This window comes from Legionella santicrucis, assembly GCF_001468135.1.
GTDB lineage: Bacteria > Pseudomonadota > Gammaproteobacteria > Legionellales > Legionellaceae > Legionella > Legionella santicrucis.
In genome coordinates this window covers 60,228-75,446 of sequence record NZ_LNYU01000091.1, presented here as the reverse complement: position 1 = coordinate 75,446, position 15,219 = coordinate 60,228, and the positions used below count along the sequence as shown (strand labels likewise).

The following is a 15,219-nucleotide window of genomic DNA, read 5'->3' as shown; positions in this document are numbered from 1 at the left end:
GTAATAGGTCACTGGTGATTAGCAAAAACCAAAGATTTTTTCCCGGAGAAATGATCCATCAAAATCTGCGAGCAAACATCAAAGGCATTTTTAGCTTGTAATCTGCACGAAGTAATAAGAGACATGGTTCTGGCTACAAAGTCAGAGCCATAATCAGATCGCGTACCAAAATAATTTTTTCGCCAAATCACCGCTGGCCGTAAGCATTGCTCTGCATGATTATTGGTTGGCTCTATATTTTCGTTAAAAATAAAAGTCCATAAGGCATCAAAATGGGTCAATAGATTTGAGCAAAACCGCACGATTCTTAATTTGGGGTCTGTATAAGTCCCTTGCTCCAAAAGTTCCCCTACCTTATGTCGAATGCACTGAGTTTTTCGTATTAACTCCCAACGCGAGAAGGATCCCAGTTTGTGTTGGTGCCACAGCTCAAATAAATCAGCTTGGCAATTTAATAACTCACTGCCTATGCGAGTAATTGGTTTGTCCTGTTTCTCTGAAAGTTTAGTGAAGTCGCGTTTTAAATGAGCCCAACAGATTTGACGCTTATCACTGGGGAAATAGTTATATCCGGCATAGCGGTCGGACACAAGAATGCCATCAAAATCTCCCATTAAGGAGTCAATCACTTTCTTGCCTCGAGAGGTTTCGACAGAGAAAAAAGCGGCTGATTTCGACATCACGCCCCAAAGCCATTGATTAACCCCGTCGCGGCGATGTCCTGTTTCATCCATATGAGCGCTGTGGCTTATTTTCACTTGGTTTAACAAATCGGCTACAGGCTCTTTTAACGCATCGCTCACGAGGCGTTGTTTTTTGTAAATACATCCCATACTTAGAGGAAATGAGAGCTGTTCACTTAAAAATGATTGAAGCCCTCGACGAGACAACTTGTATTTTGAGAGCATGTGAGCCATAAAGCTTGTTAATCGGGGACCGGTTATACCCCACGTAATGCCGTTTGGTAAGGTAGCCAGACGTTTCTTGCCACAACAAACACACGTTCCTTTTTCTAACTGATATTCAGTGATGTTGAGTTTTATTGGGGGTAATTCATAGACTTGGTGTCTTAACACGTCTTGGCTTTTTATTCTCTTTTCACCGCAAATACAGCGCTTTGGTAATTTACAGGATACAACCGCATCCACTTCGTCTACTGGCAACAACTCTCGAAAATGTCCTTGATGTCCTTTAACTCCCCCTCCCTTATTCGAGTTGGCCTTCTTCTTAGTCTTTTTCTTTTTAAAGTCCTGTGAGGGCGGTTTCGATGAGTTCGATGAATTATTATCCAAACGCTCTTTAAGCGCTTTATTTTCTTGTTCTAACTTTTCAACCCGTAAAACTAATGCATCAGTGATCTCAACAAGTCGTTTTATCAACTCATGACAGTCCGCTATCGTCTCGGGTAATTGTACTTTCATTAGAGAATATTTAAGTAGCTGAATAATCCACTATTTTATGTTTTTTAAAACAGAAATCTATAAGATATTTCTCAATCTTATTTGATCTTTTGGCGGTAGCTTTGGTTAGAATATAAAGAGGATCAGTTCTCCTAATAAACTTCTTTAAAGTTTATTAGGGGTGACCTATTACCTAAAGGATAGTGAAAAACTCTATAGATATTTTTAAGAGTATTGGTTAAAGCAATTTTTTTAGTTTTCGTGTACACCTGTTTAAATCGCAGTATACACGAAAGACTATAAGTGGAGAAATGCTCCTGGAAATTTAAAAAATCTCACTACCATTATCGGCAACAACACGAGTATGTTTACCATAAATGACTAGAATTTTTTGTTTATTTTTGAGCTTTAGATCTTCTGATTGCACTACAGAGATGATTCCTCCGGAGTTTAACTTAATAACATACTCAACGCCACGCGTTTGACTATAGCCGCTATCAACAAGATTATTGTTTGTATTATTGTTATTCATATTAGCCATATTCCGTAAATGGACAGGGCGTTTAGAAATAATGGTCCCTGGAATGACTTTTTTTACTTTGCCGACTTCATTTGTATCGTATTCGCCAGGAGGCAGAGTGTTATTACAACTTGATAAAATGAGACCAAAAAGCATAACGAGAACTGATTTAGAAAATAATTTTTTTCTTTGCATAGATTAAACTCCAGTTGAAAAGTGAACTAGAATAACTTTATATTCCTTATCTAACTTAATGACCCTATCCTGATCAGTTATCAATAGTCACGACTGTTAATTATGTTTCGAACGTAGGAAGTATAACTGAGATTTAATTAGTTTTTAACAGTTCACCTAACAAACTACTAGCTCCAATACGAAACCAATTTTTATTAATTGGTTTGTCAATCATTAACTCTGCAAGTACCGCATAATAAAAGGCTTGTTGAGGTTTTTTTATGCCCCCGGAGATCTTAATACCACAAGATGTGTTTGTATCTTTAATTGCACTTAAAATGGCTAGTGCTGCAGATAAAGAAGCCCCTTGAGCGATTTTTCCCGTAGATGTTTTAATGAAATCGCATTCTAGCTCAATTAACTCTCTGCTAATCGTATAAATGGCTTGAAGGTTAGGAAATGCGCCACTTTCTAAAATTATTTTTAAAACAAGTTTATGTTGTTTGCATAATTGAGCAATTGTAAGGCACTGATGAAGTGCCTTTTGTGTTTGGCCTCCAAGATACATGGAGTAGGGAAGAACATAGTCAATTTCAGTGGCCCCTAAGAGAGCCGCTTTTTCTACTGATGCCAGTGAAACATCAAGTGCTTCTATTCCTTGCGGAAAATTAATTACTGTTGCTGTGTTAATGCTGTCTTGCGGCATAATTTCAGGTAAATGTTGCATATAAATGCAGAGGGCTGCAACCTGATTCTGTTGGGCATCCTGCTTTAATTGAGATAATGCTTCAGTAGTCGCATGCTCATCAAGTAGAGTAAGGTCTATAGAATGAATCAGTTGCTCAACCGTAATGAATTGCCTCGGAAAGTGGTCAAGTAGTTTTTCCATGACCTCATTTAAATGATTTTCTACCGTCACTTTAAACCTGCAATATACTGTTTTATAATAAAATTAAGCTTCGCTGCAGCACTTTCTGCCATTGCAACAACTGACTCATGACTATGCGCTGTTTTGGATAGACCTGTAGCATAGTTTGTAATCATCGCAATTACTGCAACATGCATTCCACAATGGTTCGCAACTAATACTTCTGGGACAGTAGACATTCCTACAGCATCAGCTCCCCAAATTTTAAATGCTCTAATTTCTGCTGCAGTTTCATAGTGTGGCCCTAAGACGGAAATATAAACGCCCTCAGTCAGTTTGATTGAGTTTTCTGCGGCAATGGCTAGCAACTTCGAGCGCATAGTTTGATCGTAGGCATTATCTAAAGGGTAGAATCTTGGGCCAAACTCATCATCATTAGGACCAATAAGAGGATTACTTGGTTGTAAATTAATATGGTCTGAAATAAGCATTAATTCACCTGGACCAACATCCTCTCTGAGTGAGCCAGAAGCATTAGTTGCAATAAAATGAGTACACCCTAAGAGCTTCATAGTGCGGACATAGGTTTTTACTGTTTCATAATTTTCTAAGCCTTCATAGGTATGTGCTCTTCCTTGCAAACAAATAACACCTACACCATTCCAGTAGCCAAGAATTAAATTACCACCATGCCCTTGTACCGTTATTTTGGGAAAACCAGGAAGATCCTCATAACTGATGCGTACTGTATCTTGCAATTCATCAGCAAATTTTCCTAATCCTGATCCTAACACTATAGCCACGGTTGGTTTAAATGAAGGGTATAAATTTTTTATATAGTTTGCTGCTAAAAGAGCATAATTCTGCTTTGTGGCAGTATTTATCATACAAATATTCCTATTAATTAAGGGTTAAAATCAAAAGCAAGGGGCAGAAGTTCGCTCATTTTTATGCTACGTAATATTGAATCTTTACTGCAAAGATGAACGATGGTGTCTGTGGTGGAAAATTCATAAATTCTTTGTCTGCATGCACCGCATGGAGGACACAATAAATTGGTCCCAGCAAGAACAACGATACTTTTAATATTTTTTTCTCCCGCAGAGATCATGGCAGAAATAGCCGAAGCCTCAGCACATGTTGATAATCCATAAGAGCTATTTTCGACATTGACACCTGTATATAAAGTATCTTTATCAGTACAAATACAACTAGCGACACTAAATTTGGAGTAGGGCGAGTAAGAATGAGTAAGTGCTTTATAAGCATTAGAAATCATTTTCGTAATTGTAGGATCCATATAAATCTCGATCAAATCTTAAGATTTTTTTATTATAAAGAAGAAGTATGGATTTGCAAATCATACTCATTTCCACTTTTTTCATGACTATTGATGGTGATTAGTTCGATTTCAGATATTTTATCTTCGGGCTTATTAAAAATACTCTTAGTAAATCTAGGCTCTAGAGAATTAGATTGCTCAAGAGAAGTGGTTGGGCCTAATGAATCGTTCATTTGCTTATAACTACCCTTAATGGATTGCGGATTTTCTGCACTTTTACTGTGTAACCAATATTCAAATGCTAGTGCTCCTAAACCTGTATAGAGAAGAAGTGAAAAAATAGTAATTGGTATCGCTAAAGGAGGAAAGACAACAATGAGGGTAGCTGAAATTGCTGCGACTAAACTTATTGCACATGATGTTATTGCATAATATAAATAATTTTTTTGTTGGGTATAAGAAATATCTTGATTATTTTGTGGTGGATTTTTTAATTTATGGTATTCACCAATAGCCCAAAGCACATTACCAATAAGAAAAAGCCAAGCTGCTGGTGGAAACAGAACAGGTACAAAAACAGCAGCTGTACTCAGTACAGTAGCTATTAATCCTATAAATGATGAAAAAAGGAATTGCTCTTTAATCTGTGCAAAACCATACCATTTATGGTGATGCTCTTTGTGATCTGGATGAAGAAGACACGCAATGGACCAAGAGCTATAAGCTAGAGAATAGATACCTAACGAAAGAAACCTAAAAATAGCTGATACTAATGGAAAAGGAAGATATTGAAGTTTTGAAAGCAGAAAACCTAAGAAAAAAAATATACCGCTTGTTTTTTCTAATTTCTGAGCTACAGTCATAATACAGAAGTTCCAGTATTTCTTTAAGCTGTCACATTGTAACTTAATTAGACAGAAAAAAACAGTTTAATTCTTGAGGTGATTTTTTATTTTTTCTAAGAAAAAATGCAGAGTTAGCCGCAGTGTTCCTGCTTTATCTTATAATTAGCTTTCTTGATTACAAGAACCAAGTATAATCCGTACTAATAAACCGCCGTCGGGATTATTTGAGGCTATAATTTCACCGTGATGGAGTTGAATTGCACGAGCAGCTATAGCTAATCCTAAACCGTAGCCACCTGTTTTTTTGGTTCTTGAAGTATCTACCCGATAAAATGGATTAAATATTCGATTAAGTTGATCTTCTGGGACTCCAGGTCCTTTATCACTAATATCAATGTATATATACTCTTGTGTTTCATTATGCTTTAAGGAAACAGTAACTTGTTCAGTTGTGGGAGAGTAATGTAGGGCATTACGAACTACATTTTCTATTGCTCTATGAATTAAACGTTCATCAATAAGTATGTGACATGATTCAATAATTCCTGCTTTGACACGAGGTAACTCGTTGCCAAATTCAAAATTTGCATCATTTATTATATTCAATAAAAGAGTAGAAAGTTCCACTTTATTAAAATCAAGATCGGTTGTTGATCTTTTCAGGCGAGCAAAATCTAATATTTCAGTAATTAAGGCATTTAATCTCGAGCACTCAAGTTCCATACGATTAAATTCGCCATCAGCCAAATGGTTTGTTTTTTTGCGTCCAAGCTCAATCGCAATTTGTAATCGCGCAAGGGGTGAGCGTAATTCATGGGAAATGTCTTGTAATAATCTTTCTTTCGATTTAACTAATGTTTCTACTTGCTCAGCCATACGATCAAATTCCGCACTAAGCTGAGCAATTTCATCTTTATTATGCCCTTTTAAATGTCCAACACGAGTATTTAGCTTACCTTTTGCTATTGATTTAGCCGCCATGCCTAGTGAGCGCAGTGGTTGTGTTAAGTAACGTGATAATAAATAACAAATAAGACCACTAATAAATATTGCTAAAATAAGACGAATGGTGAGTCCAGCCCAGGGAACACCAACAAAATGATAAATAGGTTTTTCACTGACTGCTGCAAGTCGGTAAAATTTTCCAGATGTTGATAAAATTTCATGGCTTACAATAAGTTTACCTGATTTTAAAATACCCTCACTTAATTGATCTTGAAGTAAATTTTCTGCAACCTTTTTAACATTTTCTGGAGCCACATGAGTTCCAATGATTTCACCAGTACTGGTGAGCAAATAAATAGACATGTGGCGGGAAATACCAATTTTATTAAGCCATTTTAATAGAGCAGATTGCTGGCCTGATTCATAAGTTGCAACCGCTGCATTGGCATAACTATCCATAAACAATTGTTCTTGGGCGGGTAATGATGATTTATGTACGATATGACTAATAATCCAAGCTGTGGTAAAAATGATAAGGATAGTCGCTAGCCAAAATGAAATAAAAATCTTCCAATATAAACTACGCATTAAACATATATCCAAATCCACGTACTGTTTTAACTATGGGCTCACCTTGAGGATTATCACCTAATTTATTTCTTAAGTTACTAATGTGGACATCGATACTCCGATCATATGCAGTATATTTTCTTCCGAGTGCATATTCAGTCAGCTCTTCCTTTGAAAAAGCTTGGCCTGGTGATTTGATCAACATTTCCAGAATATTAAATTCGGCATTAGTGAGCTCAAGATAATGGCCTGCCATAGTCACATGGCGTTTGGAACAGTCAACAATTATATTATGTTGTTCGATAATGGGTTTTGAGGTTGGAATTTTTTGTGTACGTCTTAAAATGGCTCTTAGGCGAGCCACTAGCTCTCGTGGATTACAAGGTTTGGGCAAGTAATCATCTGCACCAATTTCGAGGCCAACAATCCGATCAATATCGTCCCCCCGGGCCGTTAACATTAAGACAGGAGTTTCTAAATGTTCCCGAATGGATTTTAATACTTCAAAACCATTTAACTTCGGGAGCATAACGTCGAGAATAACTGCATCGAAAGGTTGATTTAAGGCTTTTTTTACACCATTTTCACCATCATGAACACAAACAGCATGATAGCCTTCTGGTTCAAGATACTGGGACAATAAATCGGTTAGCTCTGTATCATCGTCTATTATGAGAATATTACCATTCATATTCATTATGCCTTGCGTTTATCAATACATTCCATCAATTTAATACGTCTGGAATCTGCATTAATAATTTTAAATTCAAAAGAATCAATAGTAATTGTTTCACCTCGTGTAGGCAAATGGCCCAAACTATTCATTACTATCCCACCGATAGTATCATAAAATTCATCGCTAAAGTGCGCATTAAGTTGCTCATTAAATTCCTCAATAGGCATGTGTGCTTTGACAATGTAATGATTGTCTTCATGTACTTTAAGATAGGCATCTTCATCAATATCAAACTCATCCTCAATATCACCAATTATTTGTTCAATAATGTCTTCAATTGTCACAAAGCCTGAAACTTCTCCATACTCATCGACTACTATAGCCATATGATTTTTATTACGGCGAAATTCACTGAGAAGGCTGTCTAATCGCCTGCTTTCAGGAACAAAAGTGGCTTGGCGACAAATATCAAGCAAATTAAAAGAGTCCAGTTCAGATGATTGATAGGGTAATAGATCCTTGGCGTGCAATATTCCGATAATTTCATCAGAGTTTTCATCAAGGACAGGAAATCTTGAGTGACCCGTTTGTGTCACAGTTTTTATAATATCTTGAAACGGATCATCTTGCTTTATGCAAACCATCTGATTTTTTGGCAGCATAATATCTCGTACTCGCATTTTGGAGAATGAAATAGCGCCTTCTATCATTGCCAATGTTTCAGAACTAATAAGAGAACGAATATGTGCATCTCTTAATAAACTAACGAGTTCTTCTTGATTCTGTGGTTCGCCCTGTAAAAACTGTTTAAACCGAGAAAACCACGAACTACTGTCTTCCTCTTTATTCAAGTTGATTATCCTCTGCGTCATAAGGATTAGCAAAGCCAAGCTCAGTTAATAATTTAATTTCAATAGATTGCATAATGGCTGCATCATCATCCTTAATATGATCATAGCCTAATAAATGTAGTATTCCATGAATTACGATTAAAGCCCAATGTGATTCTAAAGTTTTATTAAGTTGCTTACATTCGTCAGATAATACTTGCGGGCAAATAATAACATCCCCTAAAAGGGAGTATTCTAATTGTACTTCTGGAGGTAAAGTACAGGGGAATGCTAATACATTAGTCGTTTTATTCTGTTTTCTGTAGGTATGATTTAACTGGATCATTTCTTCTGAAGTAACCAGCCGAATTGTAAGCTCTGCTTCTTTTTTGTAATCTCTTAAAGCCAGTAATGCCAAGTGAGTTAATTGATCTTCACTGATAGGAAGAGATTCAGCAGTTGCATTTTGTATATCGATATAATAATTCATTTAGTTTTTCCGGATGATACATGGTCATAGCAATCAATAATTTTAGAGACTAACGGATGTCGGACAACCTCACGGCTTGTGAAAGTATGAATACTGATTTCAGGTATTTTTTTGAATAATCCTACTGCATGAGCAAGTCCGGAATCAATACCTTTGGGTAAATCTACTTGTGTCATATCTCCGGTTATGACTGCTTTTGAACCAAAACCTATGCGAGTTAAAAACATTTTCATTTGCATGATAGTAGTATTTTGTGCTTCATCAAGAATAATAAATGATTCGTTAAGAGTACGCCCACGCATGAATGCTAAGGGTAAAACTTCAATGGTATCAGTTTGAATTAGTTTCTGGGTTTCTTTAAAACCAATCATTTCATATAAGGCGTCATAAATAGGTCTTAAATAAGGGAGCACTTTTTCTACTAAATCTCCTGGAAGAAAACCTAATTTTTCACCTGCCTCTACTGCAGGTCTTACAAAAATCAACCGTTGTACCTCACCTTTTTCAAAACATTGTATCGCTTTAGAAACAGCTAAGTAAGTTTTTCCAGTGCCTGCAGGACCAACTGCAAATGTTACTGCAAAACGATCAATTGCATCAAGAAAATTAGCTTGTTTGTCATTTCGTGCGGCAATTGATTTACGGCATAACTTAACATGATGGACATTATGAATCATTATTTTTGGGTTTTCCTCAATCAGTAACTTATATATTATCAGTATAGTATTTTTTATACCTTCTCACTTAAATGGTTAGTGCTAAATTTAGCGAAAGATTCCTTAAAATGATAGTATTGTGCCAAAATTTAGAGATCGCTCACTAGGTAGAATAATGGATATCTCATTACTTTCATTTTATTCTATTTTCGATAAGGTGAAGTATAGGCACACAAGAATAGTGCAGAACACTCATCTTCTGCAAGATTTATGATACAATCATTTTTTTGTTAGATAACATACATTCATGATCGATCTTCATTGTCATAGCAATTTTTCTGATGGAGCCTTAACTCCAAAAGCATTGATACAAAAAGCGCAAAATCGAAAGCTTCGATGTTTGTCGCTTACTGATCATGACACAGTAGCGGGTTATCAAGAGTTATTGCAGGCGGCCAAAAATACCTCAATTAAGATAATTAATGGTATAGAAATCAGCACACGTTGGAAAAAACATGAACTTCATATTTTAGGTTATCAAATTCACCATACGACAAATCTACTAGAGCTTATTCGGCGTCAAAATCAAAGCCGAGTGGATCGTGCGCAGCAAATAGGCGCAGCATTAAACTCGTTAGGTATCACCGATGCTTATTTCAAAGCTTGTGAATTAGCCGGACATACTCGTGTAGGTCGGCCTCATTTTGCTCAACTTTTAGTTAATGAAGGTAAAGCCCGAGATATCGCTTCAGCATTTAAGCAATATTTAGGAAGAGGTAAAAAGGCCTATGTACCCACATTGTGGTTGACTGTTCAAGAGGCAGTAGAGGGAATTAAAGAAGCAGGTGGGCAAGCAGTGATTGCCCATCCGCTTAAATACGGATTGACGCGATCTAAATTGCATGAGTTAATTAACGAATTTAAAGAGGCTGGTGGTGCTGGTATAGAAGTGGTATCGGGGGAAATGACACCTAATGAAGTTAATGAAATGGCTGCTACCAGTTTGCGGTTTCATTTATTAGCTTCTTCTGGATCAGACTATCATAGTGATCGCCATTCGCGTGTAAATCTCGGTGGTCAGAAACCGCTACCAGCCAATTGTACGCCTATTTGGCATGAATGGAACATTGAACAGGGGACTTTATGAGTCAGTTTTTTGCATTACATCCTGATAATCCTCAAGCACGCTTGTTGCGAAAGGCCGTAAATATAATTGAAGACGGTGGTATTATTGTTTACCCTACCGACTCTGGTTATGCATTGGGTTGTGGTTTAGGCAATAAGTCAGCACTTGAGCGTATACGAAGATTGCGACAATTGGATAAGAATCACAATATGACTCTTGTTTGTCGTGATCTTTCTCAACTTGGTCTTTATGCCCGGGTATCGAATCCTATATTTAGATTATTAAAAGCGTTTACTCCTGGCGCCTATACTTTTATTCTTAATGCTACGCATGAAGTGCCTCGGCTGATGCTTCACCCTAAAAGAAGAACGTTGGGTTTACGTGTACCAGATAATGTAATTACACTTGCATTATTGGAGTGTCTGGAAGCGCCACTGATGAGTACCACTTTGATTCTTCCGGGTGCTAAAGCACCATTAAGTGAACCCGAGGCAATTCGAGATCTTTTAGGAAATCAAATTGATTTAGTAATTGATGGTGGTCACTGCGGACAAGAACCTACAACTGTAGTTGATTTGACTGGTGATTATCCAGTGATAATAAGAGAAGGTAAAGGAGATCCTGAGCCCTTTAAATAAATTGAGGTGATTTTCAACTTTTTCGTGCCAGGATATGCGTAGTGTCCTAATCCGGGTATAGGCACTGTGTCGTACGCTTATGAAAAGCTCTAGAAAAAGTTGGGAGTTATGTTAAATAAATCATTAAAAGAGGATATTGATGTCAGTATTATTTAGTTCCAATAAACGAGTTGTTTCTGGAATGCGTGTCAGTGGAAGATTACATCTTGGACACTACCATGGGGTAATAAAAAATTGGATCAACTTACAACATCAATATGATTGCTTCTTTTTTGCTGCAGATTGGCATGGATTAACGACTCAATATGATGAACCTAGATTTATAGAGAAACATCTTTGGGATATGATTGTTGATTGGTTAGCTTGTGGTGTTAACCCTGGGTTATCACGAATTTTTATCCAATCGTGGGTTCCAGAGCATGCAGAATTACATTTGCTTTTATCGATGATCACTCCTCTGGGATGGTTAGAAAGGGTTCCAACCTTTAAAGATCAACAAGAAAAATTAAAGGAAAAGGATTTAGCAACCTACGGTTTTTTAGGTTACCCTTTATTACAAAGTGCTGATGTTTTAATTTATCATGCGGATTATGTTCCTGTTGGTGAAGATCAAGTCTCTCACATAGAGCTTACTCGAGAAATTGCTCGCCGTTTTAACTACCTTTATGGCAAAGAGCCTAATTTTGAAGAATTAGCCACTGAAGCTATAAAAAAAATGGGTAAGAAAAACAGTAAATTTTATAGTGAGTTACGACGACAATTTCAAGAGCTTGGTAATCATGACGCAATTAAAACAGCCCAAGCGCTTTTGGAGGACCAGCCAAATTTATCTATTGGTGATAAAGAGCGTTTATTGGGGTATTTAGAAGGTAGTGGTAAAATTATTCTACCTGAGCCTCATCCATTACTTACTGAAACTGCTAAAATGCCTGGTCTTGATGGACAAAAAATGTCCAAGTCCTATCATAATACTATTATGCTAAGAGAACCTCCTGAGCAGGTAGAAAAGAAAGTATTAACTATGCCAACAGATCCAGCTCGAGTAAAGCGAACGGATCCAGGAGAGCCCGAAAAATGCCCAGTTTGGCAATTTCACAAAATATACTCTAATGAGGAAGTTAAAAATTGGGTTCAAACAGGATGTCGTACTGCTGGAATTGGTTGTATTGAATGTAAAAGACCTGTTGTTGATAGTATTAATAAAGAGTTAAAGCCTATTCAAGAAGCGATTACTGAATATGAGTCTGATTTAGGCTCAGTAAAACGAATCGTTTCTGAGGGAAGTGAATCTGCACGAGAAGTAGCTTGTAAAAATTTGAGTACCGTTAGAGAAGTTATGGGACTCGATTATTAAAGAGTTAGAATGGACATTGAATTATCAATTAAGCCAGAAATTAAAGCCGTAGTTGCAGGTAAAGAACTTACTGAGCTACCTGATGATTTATACATTCCACCCGATGCGCTTGAAGTGTTACTGGATTCGTTTAGTGGTCCGCTTGACTTACTTTTATATCTCATTCGCAAGCAAAATATTGATATATTAGATATTCCTATTGTGAGTATTACAAAGCAATATTTGCATTACATTCAGTTGATGGAGTGTCGGAGATTGGAGCTTGCAGCCGACTATTTATTGATGGCTGCAATGCTTGCTGAAATTAAGTCGCGACTCTTGTTACCAGCTCCTCCAAAAGGTGATGACGAAGAGGACGAAGATCCACGTATGACTTTAGTGCGGAGATTACAAGCGTATGAGCAAATAAAATGTGCTGCAGAATTGCTTGATGCACTGCCTCGACAAGAACGCGATCACTTCTTAATTCAAGTAGTTCCAACTGAACTTGAGCGAATCATCGTACATCCTGAAGTTGAATTAGAGGATTTAGTTGAAGCAATGATTGCTTTAATGAAAAGAGAAGAGCAAATGAGCCATCATCAAATTTCTCGTGAGGCTTTATCCGTCCGAGAGCGTATGAGTAGTGTCTTACTTATGCTCCAGGAGTATCCTGTTCTAGAATTTAAACAGTTATTTACTTTGAATGAAGGAAGAATGGGGGTTATTGTTTCTTTATTAGCCATTTTAGAGTTGTCGAGGCAATCCTTAATTGTTATTACCCAAAATGAAGCATTTGCTTCCATATTATTACAGGCAGCATAATAATGGATAATAAGCTATTAAAAGGCATTATTGAAGCATTACTTCTAAGTTCTAATGAGCCTTTATCTGTAGAACGTTTATTAGAAGTTTTTGATGAGTGGCAAAGACCATCAAAAGAACATCTGAGAACTGTTATTAACGAATTAAAAGAAGATTATTCATCACGATCTTTTGAGCTTGTCGAAGTTGCAACAGGTTTTATCATCCAAACAAAAAAAGAATACAGTAGCTGGGTCGCTCGTTTGCAAATAGAAAAACCAATGAAGTATTCACGTGCTTTACTTGAAACATTAGCAATTATTGCGTACAAGCAACCAGTAACTCGAGCCGATATCGAGGAGTTGCGTGGAGTAGCAGTAAATAGCCAAATTATAAAAACCTTATTGGAAAGAGAATGGATTCGTATTTCAGGTTATAAAAATGTAGCAGGTAAGCCTGCTGTTTACACTACAACAAGAGAGTTTCTAAATTATTTTAATTTACAATATTTAAATGAGCTTCCATCCTTGCCAGAGGTTATGGATACCTTGACTTTACATAATCCTAATGAAGAAGAGTATATTACTGAATGAACAGCTATAGGTTACAAAAAATATTAAGCCAGGCAGGCCTGGGTTCTCGACGTGAAATGGAGCGCTGGATTGAAAATGGCTGGGTTCAAGTCAATGGAAAACCGGTGAAATTGGGGGATTCAGCGAGTGCTGAGGATAAAATCACCGTAAAAGGAAAATTGATTCCTAACCCACTAAAAGTTAAAAAAAATGTACGAATTTTACTTTATCATAAGCCTGTAGGAGAGATTTCAAGCCGTCATGATCCTAAGTTTGAGAAAACTGTTTTTGATCATTTGCCGCATTTAAGACAAGGTCGTTGGGTACAAGTAGGACGTTTAGATTTAAATACTTCGGGCTTACTTATTTTTACTAATTCTGGCGAACTTGCTAATCAATTAATGCATCCTAAATATGGATTAGAGAGAGAATATGCTGTTAGAGTTCATGGACAGGTTTCTCAGGAAGCTTTAAATCATTTAATTAAAGGAGTTGAGTTAGATGATGGAATGGCAAAATTTACTCGTTTAGAGTTTCGTGGTGGGGAAGGTGCAAATAGTTGGTATCATGTGACTTTAAATGAGGGCCGAAATAGAGAAGTGCGACGTCTATGGGAGTCACAAGGTGTCGAAGTAAGTCGTCTGATTCGAATTCGCTATGGGATGATTACTATGCCAAGATACTTATCTCGAGGTCAGCATTCTGAATTAACACCTAACGAGGTCTCAGAGTTTTTGGCTTCTTTACCTAAAGATTAGAGAGCATTTTGCTTCTAAGCAGTATAATTGTTTTTATCAAAAGGTTTTAATGACTCTGCAATTTGTTTATATAATTCGGGAAGCCATCTTGGTTGTGCAAATGTTGAGGTGGATGGCTTTTTTTTGCGAAGATCATTTGGTGCAATAATCACTTGAATATTATTTAATCCAACACGTCTTGCTAAAATAAATAGCTGATCAATTGCAAGATCACCAATGGCCAAACAACCTACAGATAAATTTTTACCATGGATAAAGATGTTATTTCCTAATTGCTTTCTTCCATCCTGATAACCTTTTTGTCTGTCAAAATTATTAGGATAATTAATCATCATTGATAAGTGCATGCTACTAAAGGGGTTAAAATTAACTAACCTATAAACACCTTCAGGAATTTGTTTGTCATTTTCACGTAACTTAGGTCCTAATCGTCCACTAAAACCTGTTAGTGGATAATCATGAATATGTTTCCAAGATTGTTTGGGGTTTCTTGCCCAAAGCTCCACTTTTCGTTCAGATTTAAAGGCGAGTAGAGCGACTTCACGCGGAGGATAACTGATCCCGGCTCTAGAAAAATAGGATTTTAATTGCGGCTCAACTCTTAAACCATAGCGTTTTACAGCACGATCAACAGCTTGATCCCAATTAAGTTTAGGTGCCATAGCATAGCTATTAAAGCTAAACACTATCATAATAAGAGCATATACTCGTTTCATGTAAATACTAAAATTA

Annotated in this window: 18 protein-coding genes; 6 read left to right on the top strand and 12 right to left on the bottom strand. The window is 36.8% G+C overall.

Annotation, left to right across the window (positions count from 1 at the left end; all coding sequences use genetic code 11):
- Positions 1 to 8 precede the first annotated feature (8 nt).
- From tnpC to Lsan_RS17970, 11 genes are all read right to left on the bottom strand, one after another.
- On the bottom strand, positions 9 to 1,421 hold the full coding sequence (gene tnpC, locus Lsan_RS18020) for an IS66 family transposase (RefSeq protein WP_058515505.1): 1,413 nt from the start codon (positions 1,419 to 1,421) through the stop codon (positions 9 to 11).
- Positions 1,422 to 1,725: 304 nt separating this feature from the next.
- A complete protein-coding gene (locus Lsan_RS18015) occupies positions 1,726 to 2,115 on the bottom strand; it encodes a hypothetical protein (protein WP_058515504.1) in 390 nt (129 codons plus the stop codon).
- 133 nt (positions 2,116 to 2,248) lie between these two features.
- A complete protein-coding gene (gene deoC / locus Lsan_RS18010; protein WP_058515503.1) occupies positions 2,249 to 3,013 on the bottom strand; it encodes a 2-deoxyribose-5-phosphate aldolase in 765 nt (254 codons plus the stop codon).
- Positions 3,010 to 3,849, bottom strand: a complete 840-nt coding sequence (locus tag Lsan_RS18005) for a purine-nucleoside phosphorylase (RefSeq protein ID WP_058515502.1) — start codon at positions 3,847 to 3,849, stop codon at positions 3,010 to 3,012. Before Lsan_RS18005 ends, deoC begins: the two co-directional genes overlap by 4 nt.
- 17 nt (positions 3,850 to 3,866) lie before the next feature.
- A complete protein-coding gene (gene cdd / locus Lsan_RS18000) occupies positions 3,867 to 4,262 on the bottom strand; it encodes a cytidine deaminase (protein WP_058515501.1) in 396 nt (131 codons plus the stop codon).
- A 32-nt stretch (positions 4,263 to 4,294) separates the two neighbouring features.
- The gene (locus Lsan_RS17995; RefSeq protein WP_058515500.1) at positions 4,295 to 5,107 is read right to left on the bottom strand and encodes a hypothetical protein; all 813 of its coding nucleotides are present in this window, start codon (positions 5,105 to 5,107) and stop codon (positions 4,295 to 4,297) included.
- Between the two features lie 144 nt (positions 5,108 to 5,251).
- Complete coding sequence (gene cpxA, locus Lsan_RS17990) at positions 5,252 to 6,622, bottom strand: two-component system sensor histidine kinase CpxA (RefSeq protein ID WP_058515499.1); 1,371 nt, start codon at positions 6,620 to 6,622, stop codon at positions 5,252 to 5,254.
- Positions 6,615 to 7,295 carry a two-component system response regulator CpxR gene (gene cpxR, locus Lsan_RS17985; RefSeq protein WP_058516077.1) on the bottom strand — a complete coding sequence of 227 codons (681 nt, stop codon included), beginning with the start codon at positions 7,293 to 7,295 and terminating at the stop codon, positions 6,615 to 6,617. The genes cpxA and cpxR overlap by 8 nt, the downstream gene beginning before the upstream one ends.
- 5 nt (positions 7,296 to 7,300) lie before the next feature.
- Positions 7,301 to 8,152: an HlyC/CorC family transporter gene (locus tag Lsan_RS17980; RefSeq protein WP_193392753.1), complete on the bottom strand. Its 852-nt coding sequence runs from the start codon at positions 8,150 to 8,152 to the stop codon at positions 7,301 to 7,303.
- Positions 8,124 to 8,600 carry an rRNA maturation RNase YbeY gene (ybeY, locus tag Lsan_RS17975; protein ID WP_058515497.1) on the bottom strand — a complete coding sequence of 159 codons (477 nt, stop codon included), beginning with the start codon at positions 8,598 to 8,600 and terminating at the stop codon, positions 8,124 to 8,126. The genes Lsan_RS17980 and ybeY overlap by 29 nt, the downstream gene beginning before the upstream one ends.
- Positions 8,597 to 9,277 carry a PhoH family protein gene (locus Lsan_RS17970; RefSeq protein WP_133134272.1) on the bottom strand — a complete coding sequence of 227 codons (681 nt, stop codon included), beginning with the start codon at positions 9,275 to 9,277 and terminating at the stop codon, positions 8,597 to 8,599. Before Lsan_RS17970 ends, ybeY begins: the two co-directional genes overlap by 4 nt.
- Positions 9,278 to 9,563: 286 nt before the next feature.
- Here Lsan_RS17970 and Lsan_RS17965 point away from each other — a divergent pair, with 286 nt between their 5' ends.
- The 6 genes from Lsan_RS17965 to rluB all read left to right on the top strand — a co-directional run bounded on the left by Lsan_RS17965 (position 9,564) and on the right by rluB (position 14,487).
- Entirely contained in the window at positions 9,564 to 10,403 is an 840-nt protein-coding gene (locus Lsan_RS17965; RefSeq protein ID WP_058515495.1) for a PHP domain-containing protein, read from the top strand.
- The gene (locus Lsan_RS17960) at positions 10,400 to 11,020 is read left to right on the top strand and encodes an L-threonylcarbamoyladenylate synthase (protein WP_058515494.1); all 621 of its coding nucleotides are present in this window, start codon (positions 10,400 to 10,402) and stop codon (positions 11,018 to 11,020) included. Before Lsan_RS17965 ends, Lsan_RS17960 begins: the two co-directional genes overlap by 4 nt.
- Positions 11,021 to 11,159: 139 nt before the next feature.
- Positions 11,160 to 12,374, top strand: a complete 1,215-nt coding sequence (locus Lsan_RS17955) for a tryptophan--tRNA ligase (protein WP_058515493.1) — start codon at positions 11,160 to 11,162, stop codon at positions 12,372 to 12,374.
- Between the two features lie 9 nt (positions 12,375 to 12,383).
- Entirely contained in the window at positions 12,384 to 13,178 is a 795-nt protein-coding gene (locus Lsan_RS17950; RefSeq protein ID WP_058515492.1) for a segregation and condensation protein A, read from the top strand.
- Between the two features lie 2 nt (positions 13,179 to 13,180).
- Entirely contained in the window at positions 13,181 to 13,750 is a 570-nt protein-coding gene (scpB, locus tag Lsan_RS17945; RefSeq protein WP_058515491.1) for an SMC-Scp complex subunit ScpB, read from the top strand.
- Complete coding sequence (rluB, locus tag Lsan_RS17940; RefSeq protein WP_058515490.1) at positions 13,747 to 14,487, top strand: 23S rRNA pseudouridine(2605) synthase RluB; 741 nt, start codon at positions 13,747 to 13,749, stop codon at positions 14,485 to 14,487. Before scpB ends, rluB begins: the two co-directional genes overlap by 4 nt.
- A gap of 14 nt (positions 14,488 to 14,501) precedes the next feature.
- Here the strand turns inward: rluB and Lsan_RS17935 are convergent, their stop codons facing one another.
- The gene (locus Lsan_RS17935; RefSeq protein WP_420324304.1) at positions 14,502 to 15,179 is read right to left on the bottom strand and encodes a L,D-transpeptidase family protein; all 678 of its coding nucleotides are present in this window, start codon (positions 15,177 to 15,179) and stop codon (positions 14,502 to 14,504) included.
- Positions 15,180 to 15,219: the final 40 nt, after the last annotated feature.